Origin of the sequence: Paenibacillus sp. alder61, from assembly GCF_020179875.1 — a bacterium.
Classification (GTDB): Bacteria; Bacillota; Bacilli; order Paenibacillales; family Paenibacillaceae; genus Fontibacillus; species Fontibacillus faecis.
In genome coordinates, this window is record NZ_JAIUDG010000003.1 from 1 (window position 1) to 18,149 (window position 18,149).

Consider the following 18,149-nt stretch of genomic DNA (forward strand, 5'->3'; position numbering starts at 1 on the left):
TTTAATTCATCAAGAAATCCGGGAGCAACAGCGATCGGAAGAACATTTCACCCGGCTGCCTCTATCCCTCCATCATTAGTTCAACTCATTACGACTAACTGATGTTAAGGTTTTTGCAAGTTTAATGTGAATCGGGCCCAAAAATCAGGGTTTAGCCCGGTTTCCCCAAAAATAAGGCCTTTAATGACCGCTATTTCTCACAAATGAGCCGAATTCGACAAAATAGCGCCCCTTATGGCCGCTATTCCCCTACCCGCGTCCAAAGGAGCGCGGGATGGACAGCCGGGCATGACGGGCGGGGACGGGGTGCCGCAAGTGGGCCACCGGTGCGCCACCAAACAGCCCTGCCCCAGGGCGGGTGCGGGCTGCCGCAAGTGGGCTGACGGGACTGGCTCCCCGGGAGCACGCCACCGGCAGTGACCCGCCGGGCACGCCGCCGGCTGCACCCCGTCAGCCCCTCCGGCCCTGCCCCAGGGCGGGGCTGTGGCCCCCGCCCCACCGGCAGCCTCGCCCGAGGCCCCTTCACTCCCGCAGCTGCTCCTGGACCTCCAGGTACAGCACCTGCAGGAACTTCTTGATGTTCACCTTCACTTTGCCGCCCGCGCGCCCGTGCTCCAGGTCTTTCATCTTTTGGCGCACCTCCGCAAAATCAAAATAGAGCGGCGCATAGTATTCGAACTTCGGGTGGCCGTAATCGGTCAACCCAAGGGAAGCCAGATGCCCGATCCCGACGGTCAGGGCGCGGCGCAGGCGCTGCTCGATCGCCTTGATCTCCTTCTCGGGGTCGGCCGGCTCCCGAGTTCCGCCGGTACCGGCCACGGCCAGGTAGATCTCCCGCAGCGGCGGAAATCCCGTCCGGGGCCCCTCCATCAGCCATTCCAGAATCGCGATGATGTCGCGGCTCCCGCTCTCGCCGATCATACCCATGCTCATCAGAATGGGCTGCACGGCGTCCTTGACGGTTTTGCGGGCAGCGGCGGGGTTTGCCGGCGGGGCAGGGCCGGCCGCCTCTCCGGTTTCCGGCACGCCGGGCATTCCCACCCCGTCCAACGCCGCCATCACTCGCTGCATTCCCTCCAGCTTCGCCAGCGCGGAGCGGATTTCCGTCAGGGAGCGGTTCACCGTCCAGCGCTCCGATACTTTCCGCAGCACCGCTTCAACCTCGATCCGGTTGATCGGCTTGCGGATGAAGAACTCGATTCCCGTCCGGTACGCGCGCCCTACCATGTCCTGATTTTCAATTTGCGAAATCATGACATACCTTGCCCCGCAGCCCCGGCTTTGGAGCAGGGAGATCGTTTCGATGCCGTCCTGATCGGGCATCAGCAGATCCATCAGCACGACGTCGGGCGACTGCTCCAGAATCATACGGGTGCCTTCCGCGCCGCCTGCGGCCATGCCCACGACCTCGCCGAGCCGGCTCCCCTCGATGATATGCTGAAGCATGCGCCGGGTCCCCCGGTCATCGTCCACAATGCAAAAGGAAAGCGCCATCGTTCAATCCCCTCTCTTGATCGTGATCGTTGGAATCGCGACTTCAAATACCGCTCCCGGTCCCGCGACCGGTGCTCTCACTTCAATCCGTCCGCCAAAAGCATTTACGATATCCCGGACATGCGACAATCCGATGCCGGTGGCCGCGGCGCCCTCCTCATCGAATTTCGTGGTGAAGCCCGGCTCAAAGAGGAGATCCCTGTCTCCCTCTTCAAAGCCTCGTCCGTTATCCTGCACCACGATCCAGGTCCGGCCCTCCGCCTCAAAAATCCGCAGCCCCACCGTTCCGCGTTCTTCGATCGCCTCCACCGCGTTCGCCAACAGGTTGTTGAGCAGCGTAAGCAGCGGAATGTACCGGTTTGTCCGGTAGTTGGCCGTCACCATTTGCTCGAAACTGATTTCCTTGCCCAGCATCCGGGCATACTCGGCGTTGCTTTTGAGCAAAAAATCGGCCATCTGCGCAAGCCGCATGTCGGCTGCGGCGTCCTCCTGCTCGGACAGCTTCAGCAGCCCGGCCAGAATGCGCTGCGAATCCTTCTTCACCTCGTGAATCTGCTGCGTGATATCCAGCAGCCGCCTGGCGTGCGCGGTCCGGCCGTCCTGTTTTAAATCGCGGTACAGCCCGTAGCTTTCCGCCGTCAGCCGCTCCACCGTGTCAACAGATTTGCGCAGGTAAAATACCTCGCCATACAGCCCCGAGCCGAAGCCAAGCATCTGGTCGATCCGCCGCTGCTGCTCCGCCTGGACGGCGCGCATCCGGTAAATCGCCATACTGCTGTAGATGCCGGTCGCGAAATACGTTCGGAGCACGGCGATCAGGGACAGGTACGCCCACTCGCTCAAGTGGAAGGAAGACGTGCCGAGGACGAGCATGCGGGTCAGCAGTTCCGCTTCATTGGAAATAAAATCGGCGCAGGCCGCCGCGCCGCCCAGCAACAGCGGATGGACGCGGTCCAGCCGGCGCACGAAGGATAAAGCCGCCCCGAAGGCGATATAATACACGGCCGCGGAAATATGGTTGCAGAAGCTTTGAAGCGGGGGAGCGTGATTCGGCCAGAGCACATCCAGCGCCACGCGAAACAGCAGGACGACGGCCCCCGTCGCCATGCCGGTCTTCAGGCAAGGGAGGTCGCGGAGAAGGAGGAGGAACAGGAGGAAAGCGCTGCTCCCCAAGGCAATACGAAAAATATCGCCGTCAAACGGATTGATTTTAAATTCGCCGGCGATCGCCGTACCCGCAGCCACCAGGAGCATCCGGCCTGCCCGATGGCGAAAAAAAGGCCCCGTCATCATCGGTTCTCATCCCCCGCCGTTACGTTGGAACTATACTAGCATACTCCCGATTTTTTTCAATAAGCACTCTGACATCGGGTGTAATGGCGGGGTTAAACCATCTTGTTCTCCAGCCGCCGGGACAGCAGGGACAAGACGTAATTGACGATAAAATAAATGACCGCGCAAAGGAGCAGCACCGGTATCGCATAATTGTAGCTGTGCCCGATAATAATCTGGGCGTTGTGCATCAGCTCCGCCAGGGCGATCGCCGTGGCGAGCGAGGTGTCCTTGAGCAGGGAAATAAACTGGCTCACGAGAGGCGGTACCATCCGCCGCAGGCCCTGCGGAAGGACGATATGGCGCAGCGTCTGCACCCCGCTCAGCCCTGAGGAACGGGCGGCTTCAATCTGCCCTTTGGGGATCGAGTTCAGCCCGCCGCGGACCACTTCGGAGATCATCGCCATCTCGAACACCGTCAGGGCCGCGATCGCCGCGCCTTCCGGTCCGAGCTGAAGCCCGAGGTCCGGCAGCGCGAACCGGCTGAACAGGATGATCAGCAGCAGCGGCAAGTTCCGCAGCAGCTCGACCAGCACCGCCAGGACGGGCGACAGTACCGGCACCCGCGCATACCTGACGATCCCGATCAGGCAGCCGAAGGTGAAGCTAAGCACGATGGAGATCAGCGCGATTTTCAAGGTCATCCACAGGCCGTCCAACAGAAATACCAAAAATTCACCCGAATACGCTCCGGCAAAATCCATGCGTTTCCCCTCCTCTCTTCATAAACGCTTAATCATGCCTGGCCAGCTTCCGTTCCAGCACTCGGGAGCCGTAACTAAGCGGCAGCGTGATGATCAGGTAAAACATCGCGACGAACAAGTACGTATTGATCGTGTCGAACGTCTCCGTGGCGACCACGTCGCCGTAATACATCAGATCGAACCCGGCGACGATGCTCAGGACGGAAGAGTTTTTGACCAGGTTGATAAACTGGTTGCTGAGCGGCGGAATGACCAGCTTGATCGCCTGGGGCAAAACGACATGGACCATCGTCTGCACGTAGCCGAGCCCCGAGGAACGGGCCGCTTCCGTCTGACCGGCAGGCACCGCCAAAATCCCCGCCCGGATCGCCTCCGCTATAAAAGCGGACGTGTACACGGCCAGTCCCAGCGTTCCCGCCGCAAAGCCGCTTAAGGTCACGCCCAATGAGGGTAGTCCCAAATAGAACAGGAACACGACCAAGAGCAGCGGAATATTGCGAAAAAACTCCACGTACCCCGTTCCGAACCAGACCAGCGGACGAAGCCGCGTGATCCGGAATACGGCGATGATGACGCCGAGTACGAAGCTTCCGGCCAAACCGAGCAGGCTGGCCCAAATCGTATTGAGAAAGCCGCGCAGAAACGGCTCCATATTTTCGGTCAACACGGTAAAATCCATCGATGCCCTCACCCCCCGGATGGAAAGGGAAGGATGGCTCCGAATAAATCCCGGCCACCCCGCTCCCGCCCATCCTTTCGTTAGAATTTGCCTATTCCGCAGGCTTCTTCCCGATCCACTTCTCGTAAATCGCATCGTACTCTCCGCTCTCCCGCATCGCTTTCAGCGCGTCATTGACCGCTTGCACCAGTTCGGCGTTGCCCTTGCGGAAGGCAATCCCGTACGGCTCATCGGTGAACGGTTTCCCGACGACCTCAAAATTCGGATCCTGAGCCGCCATGCCGTACAGAATCGCGTCGTCCGTCGTAAGCGCATCGCCCTGCCCCGCTTTCAGCGCGCTGAAGGCATCCTGGTAATTGTCGAATTCCAGAACCGTGACGCCGGGCACCTTTTCCTTGATATTTTTCACGGAGGTGGCGCCCTTGGAGCTCATTACCTTGGTTTCCGCGGTCACGTCCTCAATCCCCCGGATCGGGCTCCCCTTCTTCACCAGCAGCGACTGTCCGGCTTGAAAATACACGTCCGAAAAATCCACTTCCTTCTTCCGCTCCTCGGTGATCGTCATCGTGGCCACCACCATGTCGATTTCCCCGTTATTGAGCATCGGAATCCGCGTCTTGGACGTCACTTCCTTAAACTCCACCTTGCTTGCGTCGCCCAAAATCCGCTTGGCCAGCTCCTTGGAGATGTCGATGTCGAATCCCTCCACATTCCCGGAGGACGGGTCTTTCAGACCGAACAGCTTGGTGTCGAACTTCACCCCGACAACCAGCTTGCCCCGCTCTTTAATGGCGGCGAGCCCGCCTTCTTCCTTTTTGCCGCCGCAACCGGCCAGAACGGTCATCATCAAGCACGTCGCCAGGCCGAGCGAGATCATTTTCCAATGTTTTTTCATGAATTCCCTCTCCTTTATCATCAAAATAGCGTCTCCGCCTGCAAACTCCGCCGCCGGGGGGCAAAGCCCCGATTCTAGTGGCTCAGCAGCCGGCCGAGGAACGTCTTCAGCCGCTCTTCCTGCGGCCAGTCGAAAAACGCCCCCGGCTCGCTCTCCTCGAGGATTTGCCCCTGGTCCATGAAGACGACCCGGTCCGCCACCTCGCGGGCGAAGCCCATTTCATGGGTCACGACGACCATCGTCATTCCCTCGCGCGCCAGCGCCTTCATCACGTCCAGCACCTCGCCGACCATCTCCGGATCGAGCGCCGAAGTCGGCTCGTCGAACAGCATGATCTTCGGCTTCATCGCCAGTCCCCGGGCGATCGCCACCCGCTGCTGCTGACCGCCGGAAAGCTGGGACGGATAGGCGTTCGCTTTGTCGGCGATGCCTACCTTCTCCAGGTAATACATCGCCGTATCGGCCGCCTCCGCCTTGGACAGGCCCAGCACTTTGATCGGTGCCAGGGTGATGTTATCGATGACTTTCTTATGGGGGTACAGGTTAAAATGCTGAAATACCATACCGATATCCCGTCTGACGCGATTGATGTCGATCTTTCGGTCATGGATCTGTACCCCGTTTACCGTCAGCAGGCCGCTCGTAATCGTCTCCAGCCGGTTGATGCAGCGCAGCATCGTGCTTTTTCCCGAGCCGGAGGGGCCCACGACCACAACCACTTCCCCTTCTTCCACGGACAAATTGATGTTTTTTAGCACGTGAAAGTGCCCGTAGTGCTTCTCTACCTGATGAAATTGGATCAGTTTGAGTCCCTCCCTTCTAAAATCCGTCACTGCCTGGACCGATGTTATGATTTGTTACGTAGTAAACCCACCGTACAGGAACGACTACGGAATCCTACGCCATCCTACGGAAAAATCCGTTAAAAATTGTGATAACCGTTTATTATGAGGGTGATAAGTCGAGGAGAAAGCGCTGGCAATAACGCCTTATGGGAGGTTTATGTCTCCCCGGCACGGTTCATTGAAAAGTTCGGGCCGCATGTTTACAATCGAACCAGGGAAATTACGAAGGGGACGAAGCGATGTATGAATTAACGCCGGTTCAGGCTCAAAACATTGTGGACAGGATGATGAAGGACATTCCGTATAACATCAACATTATGGATCATACGGGCAGGATCATCGGCAGCGGGAACAAGGAACGGATCGGCACCCTGCATCATGGAGCGGTAGAGGCGATTCGGCAAAAGAAAGGCGTCGATATTACGAAGGACGAGCGATTCGTCAAAAAAGGCATCAACCTGCCGATCGAATTGAACGGCCGCATTGTCGGCGTGGTGGGAATCAGCGGCGAGGTCGCGGAAACGAGGCCGTTCGGGAATCTTTTGCGTTCCGCGGTGATCCTGCTCATCGAGCAGAGTATGGCCCTCGAGCGGGAAACCCTGAAAAACGCCCTCAAGCAGGAGTTTTTTCGGGTCATCACCGACCCGGAGACCGCCTATACCAAGGAACTGGCGGAACAGGCCCTGGTATACGGGATCCAGCTGGCGAAGCCTTCCCGGGTCATATATATGGAAGCGCCGGATGAAATGGCCGAAGAGCCGGTCGCCGAGCTCGCTTCGTTCAAGCCGTCCGGCCACTCGCTCTGCCTCGTCATACAGGAGGATCGACCGGTGGAGGCGCTTCAGGAACGGATCGCGGACTTGTATCCGGAGGCGTTTATGACCGTCAGCCACCGCAACGAGACGGTCGCAGCCGGGTACAGCCAGGCGAGGGCGGCGATGCGCGTGCTGAAGGGGGTCTTTTTTCAGCGAAAAAGACTGGCCTATGCCGAGTGCGAATTCATCGCGGATATGGCGAAGCTGCAAAAGCAGAAGAACGACCCCAAAGCCGAAAGGCTCGCTCATTTGCTCGAGAAGAACGAAGAGCTGATCCGAACGCTCCAGGTCTACCTCCAGTGCAACCTGAATGCCAACGAAACGGCAAACCGGCTCATCATCCACCGCAATACGCTGAATTACCGGTTAAGCCGGATCCACAAAACAACGGGGAAAGATCCGAAGAATCTGCTGGAGCTTGTGGAGCTGTTGTTTATGCTGGTTTACCGGGCAAAATAATAGGACGTCCGCCGGATTCGGTGGACGTCCTTTTTTATGAGTTCTATTTTAACAAGCGGGCGATGCTTTCCGCCGTACGGGCCACATTTTCTTGGCCTCGCGCAAGCAGGCTTTCGAGATCGGAGGCTCCGGGCACGATGCCGAAAATGGCGTCAAACCCTTCCTCGTACAACGTCTCCACATCTTGACCCACATACCCGGCCAGGGCGATCACCTTCAGCCGGGGATTCACGCTTTTGGCGGCCTGGGCCACACCGTAAGGCGCTTTGCCGAACTTGGTTTGGAAGTCGATGCCGCCCTCGCCCGTAAAGCAGTAGTCCGCCTGCCGGAGTTTTTCTTTCAAGCCGGTATATTCGATCATGATTTCGATGCCTTTCTTCATCGTGGCCTTGGTGAAAGCGAGAAGCCCGGCCCCCAGCCCGCCTGCGGCCCCCGCTCCGGGAACGTCCGCCACCTCGATTCCGAGCTGCTCTTTGACGATTCGGCTGTAATGCCACAAATTCCGGTCAAGGACCTCCACCATTTTCGGGGTGGCTCCTTTTTGCGGACCGAACACCACCGAGGCGCCGCGTTCCCCGCAAAGCGGGTTCGTTACATCGGAAGCGACCAGAATGCGAAGGTCCTGGAGTCCCTGAAGCACCCCGGACGCATCGATGCGTTCCAGTTCGCCCAGGAATCCCCCGCCGAGCGGCAGTTCCTCGCCGGATTTGTCCAGAAACCGGTACCCGAGCGCCGCCGCCATCCCCGTGCCGCCATCGTTCGTAGCGCTTCCGCCGATGCCGAGGATAATTTCCGTAATGCCTCTTTCGAGGCAATCCCGAATGAGTTCTCCTGTCCCGTAGGTGGTCGTGATCAGCGGGTTTTTCGTCTCCTTGGTCACATGGTGAATGCCGCTGGCGGACGCCATCTCAATGACCCCTGTCTTTCCGTCGCCCAAAATGCCGTATTGCGCAAGCACCGGGGTACCGAGCGGGCCGGTCACTTCTTTGTGAATCAAGGTGCCGCCGGTAGCGTCGATCAGAGACTGGACGGTGCCTTCTCCGCCGTCCGCCATGGGGACATGGATGCACTCCGCGTCGGGAATCGCTCTTTTGATCCCCGTTTCCATCGCCTCGCACACTTCTTTTGCCGTCATGCTCTCTTTAAACGAATCCGGTGCCAGTACAAATTTGGTTCCCATCGCGTCCACTCCCTTGTCTTTTTATATCATAAATCCGTAAAGCACAACCGCTACAATCGTCATCGTCAAACCGACCATACTTTCGTAAAGGGCGACCTTCATTCTGTCTTTCATGCTCATGTTCATCGCGCCCCGGGTCACGTGGAAGTACGTGCCGTGCGGCAGATGGTCGATGACCGTCGCCCCGGCATGGGTCATGACCGCGGCCGATAGAGGCGCTACGCCGGTATTCAAAATCGCGTGCGAGAACGATCCTGTCGCCAAAATGACGCCGGTGGACGTCGACGCGGTGGCCGCAGCCATCAGTACGCCGGCGATCGGAGCCAGGAAGGTGCCCGAAATTCCCGAGGATTCGACAAGCGCCACCACTTGTGCCGGCAGGGTCGAAGCGGTAATCAGGCCGCCGATGGCTCCGGCGCCGATGATGATCAGAATCGTGGGAGTCATCCGGTTCAAACCGGCCCCGCAGTAGTCCAAAATTTTAGTGCGCTTGCCCAATGCCAACGTTCCGATGATCCCCGCAAAGGGGAGAATGAACAAGGAATCGATTTTTAAGGAAGCGAGAGCGTCGATCCCCAGCATCGAGCCGATCGGACTGATCATGAGCAGCACGATCGCGATGAGCGGGGCGACCAAAGCTTTTGACAAAGCGGGCAGCTGCGCTGCATTCGCTTTTTCCAGCTCGGCCACTTCGGCATCCGTCACCTTGGTTCCTTTATATTTCATCACGGAGGCCAAAATGACCGCCACGGCCACTCCGAAGAGCGCCGGGACCAATCCGCCGATCATGACCTGGTTCACATCCAGCTTGAAGCCGCCGGCCGCCGCAATCGTGTTCGGGTTCGGGGAAATGATGTTCCCCGCCTTGCCGCCACCCGATAAAGCGACCAGCATGGCCACTTTGGAATAACCCATTTTATGACCGACCGACAGAGCGATCGGGGCGACGATCAGCACCGCTACGGGAATAAAGACCCCGACGGCGGTAATGATCATCGTGGCCAAGGCCAGCGACAGCATGGCTTTCGTTCCCCCCAGCTTGTCCACGATGACCTTGGCGATCGTCTCCGCCGCCCCCGACTCCATCATCACCCCTGCGAACACGCCGGCCGCGATGATCCGGACGACCGTGCCCATCACGCTTTGGGTTCCGGAAATCAGGATGCCGACGGCTTCCGCAAAGTCCGCCCCGCCGATAAAAGCGCCTACAATCGCCCCCAAAATCAACGAATACGTGGGTGCGAGCTTTAACAAAATCAATATAATGGCCAGCGCCAAACCGATCAACGCGCCAATCCAGCTAATCTCAATTGCGGTTGCCATGATAGTTCCTCCTTGCCGTTTTTGTTCTTTTATCCGGTTTTCGCTATTTCCGGCTTCTCTATTGGTTCTTGTGGTAAGTTTCACATGTGCTGGTTGCCGAATTCATGCATGCCGTCTCTATGCGCTTCGTTTTGCAACCCCTTTCATCTATCGTCGTGAAGCCCTTTCATTTGGATACGCTTTCAGTATAAGAGCATCGCCGCCTTAGAACAATTGATGAAACTCTGAATAATTTTGTGCATATGCACAAGTCATAATATTTTCACGCTCCAAATTTGACGATCGCATTGCACCAGCCTCACCCGGCCCTTTAGCCCCGGCCATCTTCCCTGTTATATTTTCGGGTTGGCGGGAAAGCTGATGATTAGAAGACCCTGCCTCGTCCATTTTGTGCCAAAGGAGTCCTGCCCATGTCATCCCCTTTTCCGGTAATGTCGCGCAAGTTGGTGAAAGAACCGTTCCACGACCGTAAACTCCTGGCGTCGATCTGGGGGCAGCCTTGGGGTACGGATAATCCGGTCGGGCGAATCGATCGGATCCTCATGCACCGCCCGGGCGAAGAAGTTTTGAAACTGCACGGGGCGGCCGGACGGATCGAGTCCGGGCCGCTCCTGCTGAATCGGATCCGGGGCAGGGGGAGCCAGGACGGCAGCGGGGGCCCACCGAACCTGGACCTCCTTCAGCGCCAGCATGACGGATTAACCTCGGCCCTGGAAAAAGAAGGCGTCCGGGTCGTTCCCCTGGAGGGTCCCGCGGATGCCTGGCCGGAAGCCATGTTTACCCGGGATCTCGGAATGGTCATCCCCGGCGGGGTGGTGCTATCCCGCTTCGCGTTATATATCCGCTACGGCGAGACCCGCCTGGCCGCGCAAACCCTCAGCCGGATAGGCATGCCGCTCCTCGGGAGCGTTCAGGGGCACGGCTTCGCCGAGGGCGGGAGCTTCATCATGCTGGACCGGCGTACCGCCGTAATCGGCCGTTCGGAGCGCGTGAATCCCGAAGGCATCCACCAGCTTCGGCAGATTTTGGCGCTGCAGGAGATCGAGCTGCTTACGGTCGACCTGCCGGCTTCGATCATCCATCTCGACGAGGCCTTTTTGATGATCGACCGGAACAAGGCGCTGGTGAATATCTCGCTCCTGCCCTATTGGTTCCTGCACGAGCTGAATCGGCGGCACATCGAGCTGTTCCATGTCGACCCGCGGGACCCCTCGCTCACGATCAATGCGCTGGCTCTCTCGCCCGGCAAGCTGCTGTTTTCCGCCGACGGCGCCTACACGATGGACCTGCTGTCGCGGCACGGCATCGAGGTCATCCCGGTGGAGGTGTCCGAGATCACCAAAATGGGCGGCGGCATTCACTGCTGCACCCTGCCGCTGATCCGGGCGGCCGTGGAGTAGAGCCGATCCGGCGTGATCATGCCGGTTAGGCGGGCAACCGAGATGAAGGGTGGGTAAGGTGGGGGAAGTAGGTAGGTAAGATTAGGTAGGATAGGTAAGGTAGAGTAAGTAGATAGGGGGATGTAAAGGGATGTAGGGGAGGTTGGGCGAGTTGAGCGGGTTGATCGGGCGGGTTGATCAGGTTCGTTAGGCTAGTCAGGTTGAGCGGGTTGGTCAGATTCGTTAGGCTGGTCTGGTCGGGCGGGTAGGCTGGCGAGGTGAAGACGTGTCCATACGGTCGAGCAAAAAGATGCAAATGTGCAGGAATTTTTCCCCTCTTGGAGGGCCCGAAGCGAAATAAATGCAAAAATGCAGGAATTTTTAGCGATTTGGACCCAACGGGGCGATTTCGCTTAAAAAGCCTGCAGATTTGCAGGAATTTGCCCAGACCGGGCTTCCAGCCAGAGAAAAACCTGCAGATTTGCAGGAATTCTCACTCCCGGGTGTCCGCCCCCAAGCGAAAAAGGTTTCCTTAAGACATTAACTACATGTCCTAAGGAAACCTTCATGGGTTTAAATACCGGTAAGCCACGCCGCTTACCGGTTTAGGCCCTCCAGCAGCCGGTAGACCGCCACGGCGGCTTCGGCGCCGGTCACCGCCTGATCCGGACGGAAGCGGCCGTCCGGATCGCCCGTCAACAGGCCCGTCCCGAGGGCCGCCTTGACGGATGGCGCCGCCCAGGCCGGGATGCTCGCCGCGTCGGCCGCATCCGCCGGCGTCGGCCGCATTTCCGCCGGCGCCGGTCGCAGCCGGCACCGGCCCGCCGTCGGCCGGGAGCGCCCGGCCAGCATGGCGGCCAGTTCGGCGCGGGTCAAGGCCTGGCCCGGGTCGAAGTATTTCCCCGAATCCACAAGCTGCTTGATTTTGGGAAGCTGGTACAGCTCGATTCCCTTGGACAGCAGGATGGAACCACCCGCCAAGGTAACGGGCACTGCCCTCTTTAACCAAACTTTTGATTTCATCAAAATGTTTGTCGTCATATGTAAAATGGTGTCAAGCTAAAGCCGTCGTTTCGTCCGCCTGTTATTGAAGCGGCTCCCGCTGACTGGTAGAATGTACCTTTAAGCACCTATTTTTCATGCAAGGGAGAGGAATTTATGACAGCCCAACGGCAAGCGGCCCTGCAATCCATGGTGGATTGGCTGGCGCACGAAAACGAGCTCGGGAAGGAGCCGGCCAAAATCGAAATCGCGGGGGAATTCGACCGCCACGACATGCACTATTACATATTCAAGTACAAAAAGAATCTGTTCGGCAAATGGCTCCTGGGCGTCTGCGGCGGCTATGAAAGCCCGGCCGACACGGAGCATTGCGGTCATATTTTCAGCGAGATGCAGCCTTACAACCCCGCTACCGCCGAGGAGGACGCCATCGCCATGGTGGAGATGATCCGCGCTTACTGGATGCAGCGGGCGGCCGAAATAGAGCAGGCCCGGGCGCAGGCCGGGGAAAGTTCCGATGGGGTTCAGAAGCAGGAGGAGGATAAATCGGGGGTTTTCAACGGCTTCGTCCTGTTGAATTCCACCGAATGCGATATGGAGCAGATTAAAGCGAATCTCCTGCAGGATTGGAATATCTCCACCTCCGCGGCCGATGAAGATGAGCCGCAAGCCGCCGGGGAAAAAGAGGGGATTCTCGTTTTTGAGGCGGAGGGCTGCATGCTCGCGCTGAGTTTTATCGATGCCCCCATCCCGGATGGGGAAGCCGATTTTTACGCACAGGGGAACTACCTGTGGCGGGAGGCGGCCGAGGTTACCGCGACCCATGTCGCTCAGATCATCGTTGCCGTGTTCAGCAAGTCGGGCTCTCCGATCGACAGCGGCAAGTTGTACGCGAAGCTGGCCGCCAGCTGCCTTAAGCTCCCGAATGCGGTCGGCCTCTACATGTCCGGCACCGTGTTCGAACCCCGGTTCTATTTGGATATGGCGGAGCTCTTGAAAACCGAGGATACCGTCCCTCTGATGAACCTGGTCCACTTCGGCCTGGTCGGAAGCGAAAAAGGCCTCAGCGGTTATACTTGCGGGCTGAAGGCCTTCGGCAAGGATGAGATCGAGGTGCTGGACAGCCCAACGACGCCGGCCGAGCTCCGCGACTTCTTGATCGATATTTCTCTTTATGTCGTTGAGCAGAATGTCACTTTGCGGGATGGGGAAACCATCGGCTTTTCGGAGGAAGAGAAGCTGCCGATCACCCGCTCGGAAGGGGTCTATGTGGAAGGGGAAAGCCTGAAGATTCAGTTTTAGGTGAACTTCAGATAAATGATGGGTACCTGAAGGAATTGGCATGAAAAAAACCGCTTAAAGGCGGTTTTTTTCATTTGCGAGAAACGGTCTGCTGACCCAGGACGGCCGTCACACTCGGAATGAAATGCTCGGCTCGGCGGACACGGACTGTACCGTTCCTTGCGGGGTGTAGGTTTTCACGTCGGATGCCGTAGAAACGGCCGCCGGTTGAACCGCAGGCGCGGTCGTCCATCCCCCCGTCGGCATGCCCCCTTCGGTAGAGGACGGGCCGCCAGGCAGGCTCTGCTCCGCTTGTCCGGTACCGCCGTTGTCCACGGCCTCCGGCTTGCCTGCGTTTTGCCTCCGCATCTCCGCTTCCCGGGCGGCCGCCGCCTCCTGGCGATGTTTTTCGAGCGCCGCTTCGCGCTCCGCTTTTTCCTTAGCCCGCTTCTCCCGCTGGTCTTTCTCCAGCGCTTTCCCGGCCTCTTCGCTGTGGGCCTCGGCCTCCTTCATGGAGACGGAGGCATAGCCCGCCGCTCTGTCCATGATGTCATATTGTTTGCTGTCTTTCGCCCAACGATATACCCCCATGGACGCATCCGCCATTTTCATGGAAGAGGATGCTCTCATCAATCCCTGCATGACGCCGGCTGGTAAAATACTCATTCCAAGTCCCTCCTTTCAACAAAATCTACGATTATGTTCGACGAAAAAGGAAGGAAACTAAAGCATCCCGTCATAACCGGCCGCCTGCATGTCATGAACGGTCGGCCTGCCCGTTCGCCAAGGGCAGCATGAGGGAGAGGCAGAACACCCCGGGCTGCAACTCGATATTCATCGTCCCCCGATACTTCTCCACCATGGCTTTCATGCCGGCCATTCCCATGCCGTGCCATGCGGCTGGGACCTTACGGGTTAATAGAACCGCGGACGGGTCCCTTGCGTATTCCATACTGTTCCTGATTTCCAATATAAAAAAGTGCTTGGCGGCCCCGGTCTGAATCCGAACAAATTTCTGCCGATCCGGCTGCTTGATCCGGTTGCAAGCCTCTATGGCATTATCCAGCGCATTGCCCAGCATGACGCTAAGATCAAAATCCGCGATCCCGGAAAGCCCAGGCCCGTGCAGGTCGCATTGAAAATCGATGCCATGCTCCCTTGCCTCCTGCCCTTTAACGTATAATATCGCATCGGCAACGGGGTTCCCGGTTGTTGCGTAATCCGCCAGCAACCCGCTTTTTTCGGATAGGCGGTTCAAATAGACTTGGGCGGCGTTCACACGGTGGTCTTCCAGCAAACCCATGAGACTGATCACATGATTTTTCATATCGTGCCGGATATGCCGCAATTCCTTGTGCTGGTTCTCCAGAGCCTGATAATGCGCTATCTGCAAGGCCAGGCGCTGCTCGTTCATGAGCTGAACCATCGCGTGGTCGGTCCCGAAGACGAGCTTCAAGCTTGCCGCAAGGCCAAGTCCGGATAGCAGGAACAGCACGGCCGGATCGGCAAACTGGAAAAACCACAGTGGCAGCGGGTCAGCTTTGTATACGTAGAGCAGATGAAAAAACTGTTTGGTGTTGAATACATACGCCGCTAATTCCAACGCCAGCACGATAAAAGCCATGGGAAGCAGCAGAAGCGCGGAAATTCGGTGCGGAAGATTGCCGCCCAAAGCGGAGCAACGACGGGAAATGACATGGAGAAGAGCAAGGCAGACCACATAGCGAAGCGTGCTGATCCAGTAATTGATATAATATGGCGTCACCGCATCATAGTGATCAAACATCACATCCACACTTCGTGTCAGCAGTGGAACAACCGCATACGCGGTAAGCTGTTGAATGACGTATAACACCATAGCTATAGCCAGCTTCTGAGCGGGGTTGCCTCTAAACAAGAGCTGGATCAGCAGCAGCAGTCCCAACCAGGAGCAGGTCACCGCCACAAAATAATTTACGCCGAGCACTCTGTTCAGAAGCAAGTAATCAAAGCCGATTTCATACAGGACCAGCACGACGGCCGCTGTTCTTGGCGAACCCTTGGTCCCGAGCACCCTGTGGCAAAAAAGGAAAATTCCAACTCCGTAAAGGCCTAACACAAGGCATTTGGCGAAGAACCAGAAGCTCATATCATGCCGCCTTCTTTTTTCAAATATTTCAGAAGCGCTTCCGTAAACTCTTTGTATCGGCGTTTGGACAGTAAGACCCTGTCCCCGTTGTCCATCAGAATTTCATGTTTGTCGAAACTCACTACATGCTTTAGATGAATAAGGAAGCTCTTGTGACATCTAAAAAAGCTCCGCCCGATGAGTCTCTCCTCTAAAGCGCCAATCTGATCGTAGTATTCCACCACGCGATTGCTGCAGTGTGCTTTGATCACGCGCCCGCTAATTTCAAAGTAAATCACATCGTCCAAAGCCAGTTTTATGGCCTCCCGGTTTCGGGTTACGACCATATACCCTTCTTCCCTCTCGCCGTTCAAGCATTTATCAACCGCCGCCAGAAGCACCTTGGCCAGCTTTCCGTCGTCGACAGGCTTGACGAGATAATGAAAGGCCTCTACGTCGAAGGCCTCGTAAACATATTCCCGGTAAGCCGTAATAAATACGAGCAGAAAAGGCCGGTTCCTTTTTCTCATCAAGGCGGCGGTCGTTAATCCGTCCAACCGCTCCATTTTGATGTCCAAAAAAACAAGATCGAACGCGCACGCCGACTCCATTAAAGCCGCCCCCGATAGGAATTGCTTAATGTTATGGGCAACACCCGCTTCTTGCAAAATAGCGCGAACCTTTCCCGAAAACTTGAGGCAATCCAGGGCCTGGTCGTCGCAAATGGCGATAGATAGCATTCCGGTCACTCATCTCTAATATTCTTTAGATATATATTTCGGATCTCATAGCCCTAATTTTAGGAAATTCAGGAAATTCGCCGTATTGTTTACAGCGCACCTCTTAACTGTGCCAACCGGCTTGCAACCCTCTCCAACCGTTCTTTGATCAAGATCGCTTCCGTATATTTTGACGGAATGCCTTCGTAACCGAAATAAATCCCGGCCAGTCCGCCCGCGATCGCTCCGATCGTGTCGGAATCCCCGCCAAGGTTGGCGGCCCGCTCGACTACGGCGCCGAAATCCGGAGCCGTCAGCAAAATATGCAGTACCCAGCGAAACGTATGCACCACAAACCCGCTCGGTTCGCAATCGGGCTCCCGTTCGATCAGCCCTTCGTAGTCCGTCCAGGCGGCCTCGCGCCGGATGGCGTCTCCGAGCTCTTCCCCGCACAGCAAGCGGTAAGCGATCCGGTTATAGATGACGCAGGCTTCATTGCACCGTGGATCATAATGCGTCATCCGCGATTGCATCACCGTCACCTTGTCGATATCGGCCGGTTCCCTGTAGGCCAAAGCTACGGGCAAGCATCTCATCAAAGAGCCGTTCCCGCCGCTTTGTCCGAGATCCACGTGCGCATAGAAAGCGGCCTCCTTCCAACTGTCCTCGTAGTGTTCAAAAACGTGACGGATAATGTTTCCGATATCTTTCGGCCGGGATTGGTACCACTCCAGAAAAAAACGCCCGATCTGCTCCTCCGGGTCTGCCGGGTTTTGCAAAATCCCTTCGGCGACGCATAACGTCATCATGGTGTCGTCCGTAACTTCTCCGGGCGCGAGCCCCCAAACTCCGCCCCCGATGATCTCCTGCAAATACCCGTATTGCGCCCGAATTTCGCCGGCACTCATAAATTCGGTCGTTCCGCCAAGAGCATCCCCGACGGCCACGCCGTATATTCCGCCTTTAATTCTGCTGTCAATACGCATCTCTTCCCTCACCCCTTCGCCAATCCTTCTATGATTGCTCTATAAAAATGCGCCGCATCCGCCTGAATCGGCAGGCCGGAAACCTGTCCGTCGCCTACCTCGATCACCAGCCATTCCCCGCCGGCTGTCTTGGCCAGGTCCATTGTGAAAAAACGGCTCTCGATCCTCTCGGCCACCTTCAGGAAAGGGGCGAGCGTCACATCAGCCCGGCTTTCGTGTTCATAAGCCGCTTCATCCCAATAGTCCATGCAGGCGATTATTTGATGATCCAGAAAAAACAACCGGTACTCCTGGGCCAGCGGCATCCCGCTCTTCGGATGCACGCCTAGTCCGGCGAGAGCCACAAACTCCCGGATGACAAGTCCCCCGTTAAGCTCCGTGCCTTGACGGTTGAGGAAATTCCCCGCGACTCTGCGGACCTCCTCCCGATCCGAGGCGTCCGGAATGAAGCAGGCGTCCTCCCACTCGTGCTTTCTTGATTTGACATAATCCTTGACCAGAACGGGCTTGTTCCCGAAGACGTCCATTTTTTCAAAGAGCGGGGTCAAACCCTCGTTTAGCTCCTCCTTGGGAACCCATATACTGAAAGGGGTCACCGCCTTAATGGCTTCGTAAGCATAAGGGAATTCATGCCCATTCCTGTATTCCTCGGGCGAATTGATCAGGATGGCGTTCTTGTCCGATAGAGCCTGATAAAGGCGCTCGTAATCATCCGGCTTCAGCATCCAGCCCCGGTATACAAACACTTCCCGCGTTTCAAAAACGGGCAGGCGCCGGACCGCCCGTTCCGCGCCGCCCTCCAGCAGCTCCTCCAAAGAGATCAAATAGACGTCCGCGCCAAGCCCGCGGGCGGTTTCATATTCCCGCAAGTACTCCATGTCCGGAGCCTTTTCATCCAAAGGGTCCGAACAAAACACAAATTTCATTTTCCGTACAACCTCCGCAGTTA

At 57.2% G+C, this 18,149-nt stretch carries 17 protein-coding genes; 3 read left to right on the forward strand and 14 right to left on the reverse strand.

Annotated elements, in window-relative coordinates; genetic code table 11:
* Window positions 1-522: 522 nt before the first annotated feature.
* The 6 genes from LBW89_RS03620 to LBW89_RS03645 all read right to left on the reverse strand — a co-directional run bounded on the left by LBW89_RS03620 (window position 523) and on the right by LBW89_RS03645 (window position 5,907).
* Entirely contained in the window at window positions 523-1,494 is a 972-nt protein-coding gene (locus tag LBW89_RS03620) for a response regulator (RefSeq protein ID WP_225038504.1), read from the reverse strand.
* Between the two features lie 3 nt (window positions 1,495-1,497).
* A complete protein-coding gene (locus tag LBW89_RS03625) occupies window positions 1,498-2,787 on the reverse strand; it encodes an ATP-binding protein (protein WP_225038505.1) in 1,290 nt (429 codons plus the stop codon).
* A 92-nt stretch (window positions 2,788-2,879) separates the two neighbouring features.
* Window positions 2,880-3,530: an amino acid ABC transporter permease gene (locus LBW89_RS03630; protein WP_148455092.1), complete on the reverse strand. Its 651-nt coding sequence runs from the start codon at window positions 3,528-3,530 to the stop codon at window positions 2,880-2,882.
* Between the two features lie 28 nt (window positions 3,531-3,558).
* Window positions 3,559-4,209: an amino acid ABC transporter permease gene (locus LBW89_RS03635; RefSeq protein WP_148455090.1), complete on the reverse strand. Its 651-nt coding sequence runs from the start codon at window positions 4,207-4,209 to the stop codon at window positions 3,559-3,561.
* A 91-nt stretch (window positions 4,210-4,300) separates the two neighbouring features.
* Complete coding sequence (locus LBW89_RS03640; RefSeq protein ID WP_225038506.1) at window positions 4,301-5,104, reverse strand: glutamate ABC transporter substrate-binding protein; 804 nt, start codon at window positions 5,102-5,104, stop codon at window positions 4,301-4,303.
* 74 nt (window positions 5,105-5,178) lie between these two features.
* Window positions 5,179-5,907, reverse strand: coding sequence for an amino acid ABC transporter ATP-binding protein (locus tag LBW89_RS03645; protein ID WP_225038672.1), 729 nt, complete (start codon window positions 5,905-5,907; stop codon window positions 5,179-5,181).
* A gap of 281 nt (window positions 5,908-6,188) precedes the next feature.
* Here LBW89_RS03645 and LBW89_RS03650 point away from each other — a divergent pair, with 281 nt between their 5' ends.
* Entirely contained in the window at window positions 6,189-7,223 is a 1,035-nt protein-coding gene (locus LBW89_RS03650) for a CdaR family transcriptional regulator (protein ID WP_225038507.1), read from the forward strand.
* A 43-nt stretch (window positions 7,224-7,266) separates the two neighbouring features.
* On the opposite strand, the gene LBW89_RS03655 is transcribed toward LBW89_RS03650, so the two are convergent.
* Together LBW89_RS03655 and LBW89_RS03660 are read right to left on the reverse strand one after the other, a co-directional pair.
* Window positions 7,267-8,403: a glycerate kinase gene (locus LBW89_RS03655; protein WP_225038508.1), complete on the reverse strand. Its 1,137-nt coding sequence runs from the start codon at window positions 8,401-8,403 to the stop codon at window positions 7,267-7,269.
* A gap of 21 nt (window positions 8,404-8,424) precedes the next feature.
* Window positions 8,425-9,726 carry a GntP family permease gene (locus LBW89_RS03660; RefSeq protein ID WP_148455080.1) on the reverse strand — a complete coding sequence of 434 codons (1,302 nt, stop codon included), beginning with the start codon at window positions 9,724-9,726 and terminating at the stop codon, window positions 8,425-8,427.
* A gap of 410 nt (window positions 9,727-10,136) precedes the next feature.
* Between LBW89_RS03660 and LBW89_RS03665 the strand changes: the two genes are divergently transcribed.
* A complete protein-coding gene (locus tag LBW89_RS03665) occupies window positions 10,137-11,126 on the forward strand; it encodes a dimethylarginine dimethylaminohydrolase family protein (RefSeq protein ID WP_225038509.1) in 990 nt (329 codons plus the stop codon).
* A 576-nt stretch (window positions 11,127-11,702) separates the two neighbouring features.
* Here LBW89_RS03665 and LBW89_RS03670 read toward each other — a convergent pair.
* Window positions 11,703-12,128 carry an S-layer homology domain-containing protein gene (locus LBW89_RS03670; RefSeq protein WP_225038510.1) on the reverse strand — a complete coding sequence of 142 codons (426 nt, stop codon included), beginning with the start codon at window positions 12,126-12,128 and terminating at the stop codon, window positions 11,703-11,705.
* Between the two features lie 135 nt (window positions 12,129-12,263).
* On the opposite strand from LBW89_RS03670, the gene LBW89_RS03675 reads away from it, so the two are divergent.
* Window positions 12,264-13,409 (forward strand): DUF4261 domain-containing protein, encoded by a 1,146-nt coding sequence (locus tag LBW89_RS03675; RefSeq protein WP_225038511.1) that lies wholly within the window; start codon window positions 12,264-12,266, stop codon window positions 13,407-13,409.
* A gap of 108 nt (window positions 13,410-13,517) precedes the next feature.
* Here the strand turns inward: LBW89_RS03675 and LBW89_RS03680 are convergent, their stop codons facing one another.
* The 5 genes from LBW89_RS03680 to LBW89_RS03700 all read right to left on the reverse strand — a co-directional run bounded on the left by LBW89_RS03680 (window position 13,518) and on the right by LBW89_RS03700 (window position 18,126).
* Window positions 13,518-14,054, reverse strand: coding sequence for a hypothetical protein (locus tag LBW89_RS03680; protein ID WP_225038512.1), 537 nt, complete (start codon window positions 14,052-14,054; stop codon window positions 13,518-13,520).
* 91 nt (window positions 14,055-14,145) lie between these two features.
* Entirely contained in the window at window positions 14,146-15,516 is a 1,371-nt protein-coding gene (locus LBW89_RS03685) for an ATP-binding protein (RefSeq protein WP_225038513.1), read from the reverse strand.
* Window positions 15,513-16,235, reverse strand: a complete 723-nt coding sequence (locus LBW89_RS03690) for a LytR/AlgR family response regulator transcription factor (protein WP_148455068.1) — start codon at window positions 16,233-16,235, stop codon at window positions 15,513-15,515. The genes LBW89_RS03685 and LBW89_RS03690 overlap by 4 nt, the downstream gene beginning before the upstream one ends.
* A gap of 89 nt (window positions 16,236-16,324) precedes the next feature.
* A complete protein-coding gene (locus LBW89_RS03695; RefSeq protein WP_225038514.1) occupies window positions 16,325-17,200 on the reverse strand; it encodes an ADP-ribosylglycohydrolase family protein in 876 nt (291 codons plus the stop codon).
* Between the two features lie 8 nt (window positions 17,201-17,208).
* The gene (locus LBW89_RS03700; RefSeq protein WP_225038515.1) at window positions 17,209-18,126 is read right to left on the reverse strand and encodes an ATP-grasp domain-containing protein; all 918 of its coding nucleotides are present in this window, start codon (window positions 18,124-18,126) and stop codon (window positions 17,209-17,211) included.
* Between the last annotated feature and the right edge of the window lie 23 nt (window positions 18,127-18,149).

What these genes read in the sequence shown, in the direction of transcription:
- LBW89_RS03620 (WP_225038504.1), bottom strand. Translation starts at nt 1,494, where the DNA reads ATGGCGCTTTCCTTTTGCATTGTGGACGATGACCGGGGGACCCGGCGC.
- LBW89_RS03625 (WP_225038505.1), bottom strand. Translation starts at nt 2,787, where the DNA reads ATGATGACGGGGCCTTTTTTTCGCCATCGGGCAGGCCGGATGCTCCTG.
- LBW89_RS03630 (WP_148455092.1), bottom strand. Translation starts at nt 3,530, where the DNA reads ATGGATTTTGCCGGAGCGTATTCGGGTGAATTTTTGGTATTTCTGTTG.
- LBW89_RS03635 (WP_148455090.1), bottom strand. Translation starts at nt 4,209, where the DNA reads ATGGATTTTACCGTGTTGACCGAAAATATGGAGCCGTTTCTGCGCGGC.
- LBW89_RS03640 (WP_225038506.1), bottom strand. Translation starts at nt 5,104, where the DNA reads ATGAAAAAACATTGGAAAATGATCTCGCTCGGCCTGGCGACGTGCTTG.
- LBW89_RS03650 (WP_225038507.1), top strand. Translation starts at nt 6,189, where the DNA reads ATGTATGAATTAACGCCGGTTCAGGCTCAAAACATTGTGGACAGGATG.
- LBW89_RS03655 (WP_225038508.1), bottom strand. Translation starts at nt 8,403, where the DNA reads ATGGGAACCAAATTTGTACTGGCACCGGATTCGTTTAAAGAGAGCATG.
- LBW89_RS03660 (WP_148455080.1), bottom strand. Translation starts at nt 9,726, where the DNA reads ATGGCAACCGCAATTGAGATTAGCTGGATTGGCGCGTTGATCGGTTTG.
- LBW89_RS03665 (WP_225038509.1), top strand. Translation starts at nt 10,137, where the DNA reads ATGTCATCCCCTTTTCCGGTAATGTCGCGCAAGTTGGTGAAAGAACCG.
- LBW89_RS03670 (WP_225038510.1), bottom strand. Translation starts at nt 12,128, where the DNA reads ATGAAATCAAAAGTTTGGTTAAAGAGGGCAGTGCCCGTTACCTTGGCG.
- LBW89_RS03675 (WP_225038511.1), top strand. Translation starts at nt 12,264, where the DNA reads ATGACAGCCCAACGGCAAGCGGCCCTGCAATCCATGGTGGATTGGCTG.
- LBW89_RS03680 (WP_225038512.1), bottom strand. Translation starts at nt 14,054, where the DNA reads ATGAGTATTTTACCAGCCGGCGTCATGCAGGGATTGATGAGAGCATCC.
- LBW89_RS03685 (WP_225038513.1), bottom strand. Translation starts at nt 15,516, where the DNA reads ATGAGCTTCTGGTTCTTCGCCAAATGCCTTGTGTTAGGCCTTTACGGA.
- LBW89_RS03690 (WP_148455068.1), bottom strand. Translation starts at nt 16,235, where the DNA reads ATGCTATCTATCGCCATTTGCGACGACCAGGCCCTGGATTGCCTCAAG.
- LBW89_RS03695 (WP_225038514.1), bottom strand. Translation starts at nt 17,200, where the DNA reads ATGCGTATTGACAGCAGAATTAAAGGCGGAATATACGGCGTGGCCGTC.
- LBW89_RS03700 (WP_225038515.1), bottom strand. Translation starts at nt 18,126, where the DNA reads ATGAAATTTGTGTTTTGTTCGGACCCTTTGGATGAAAAGGCTCCGGAC.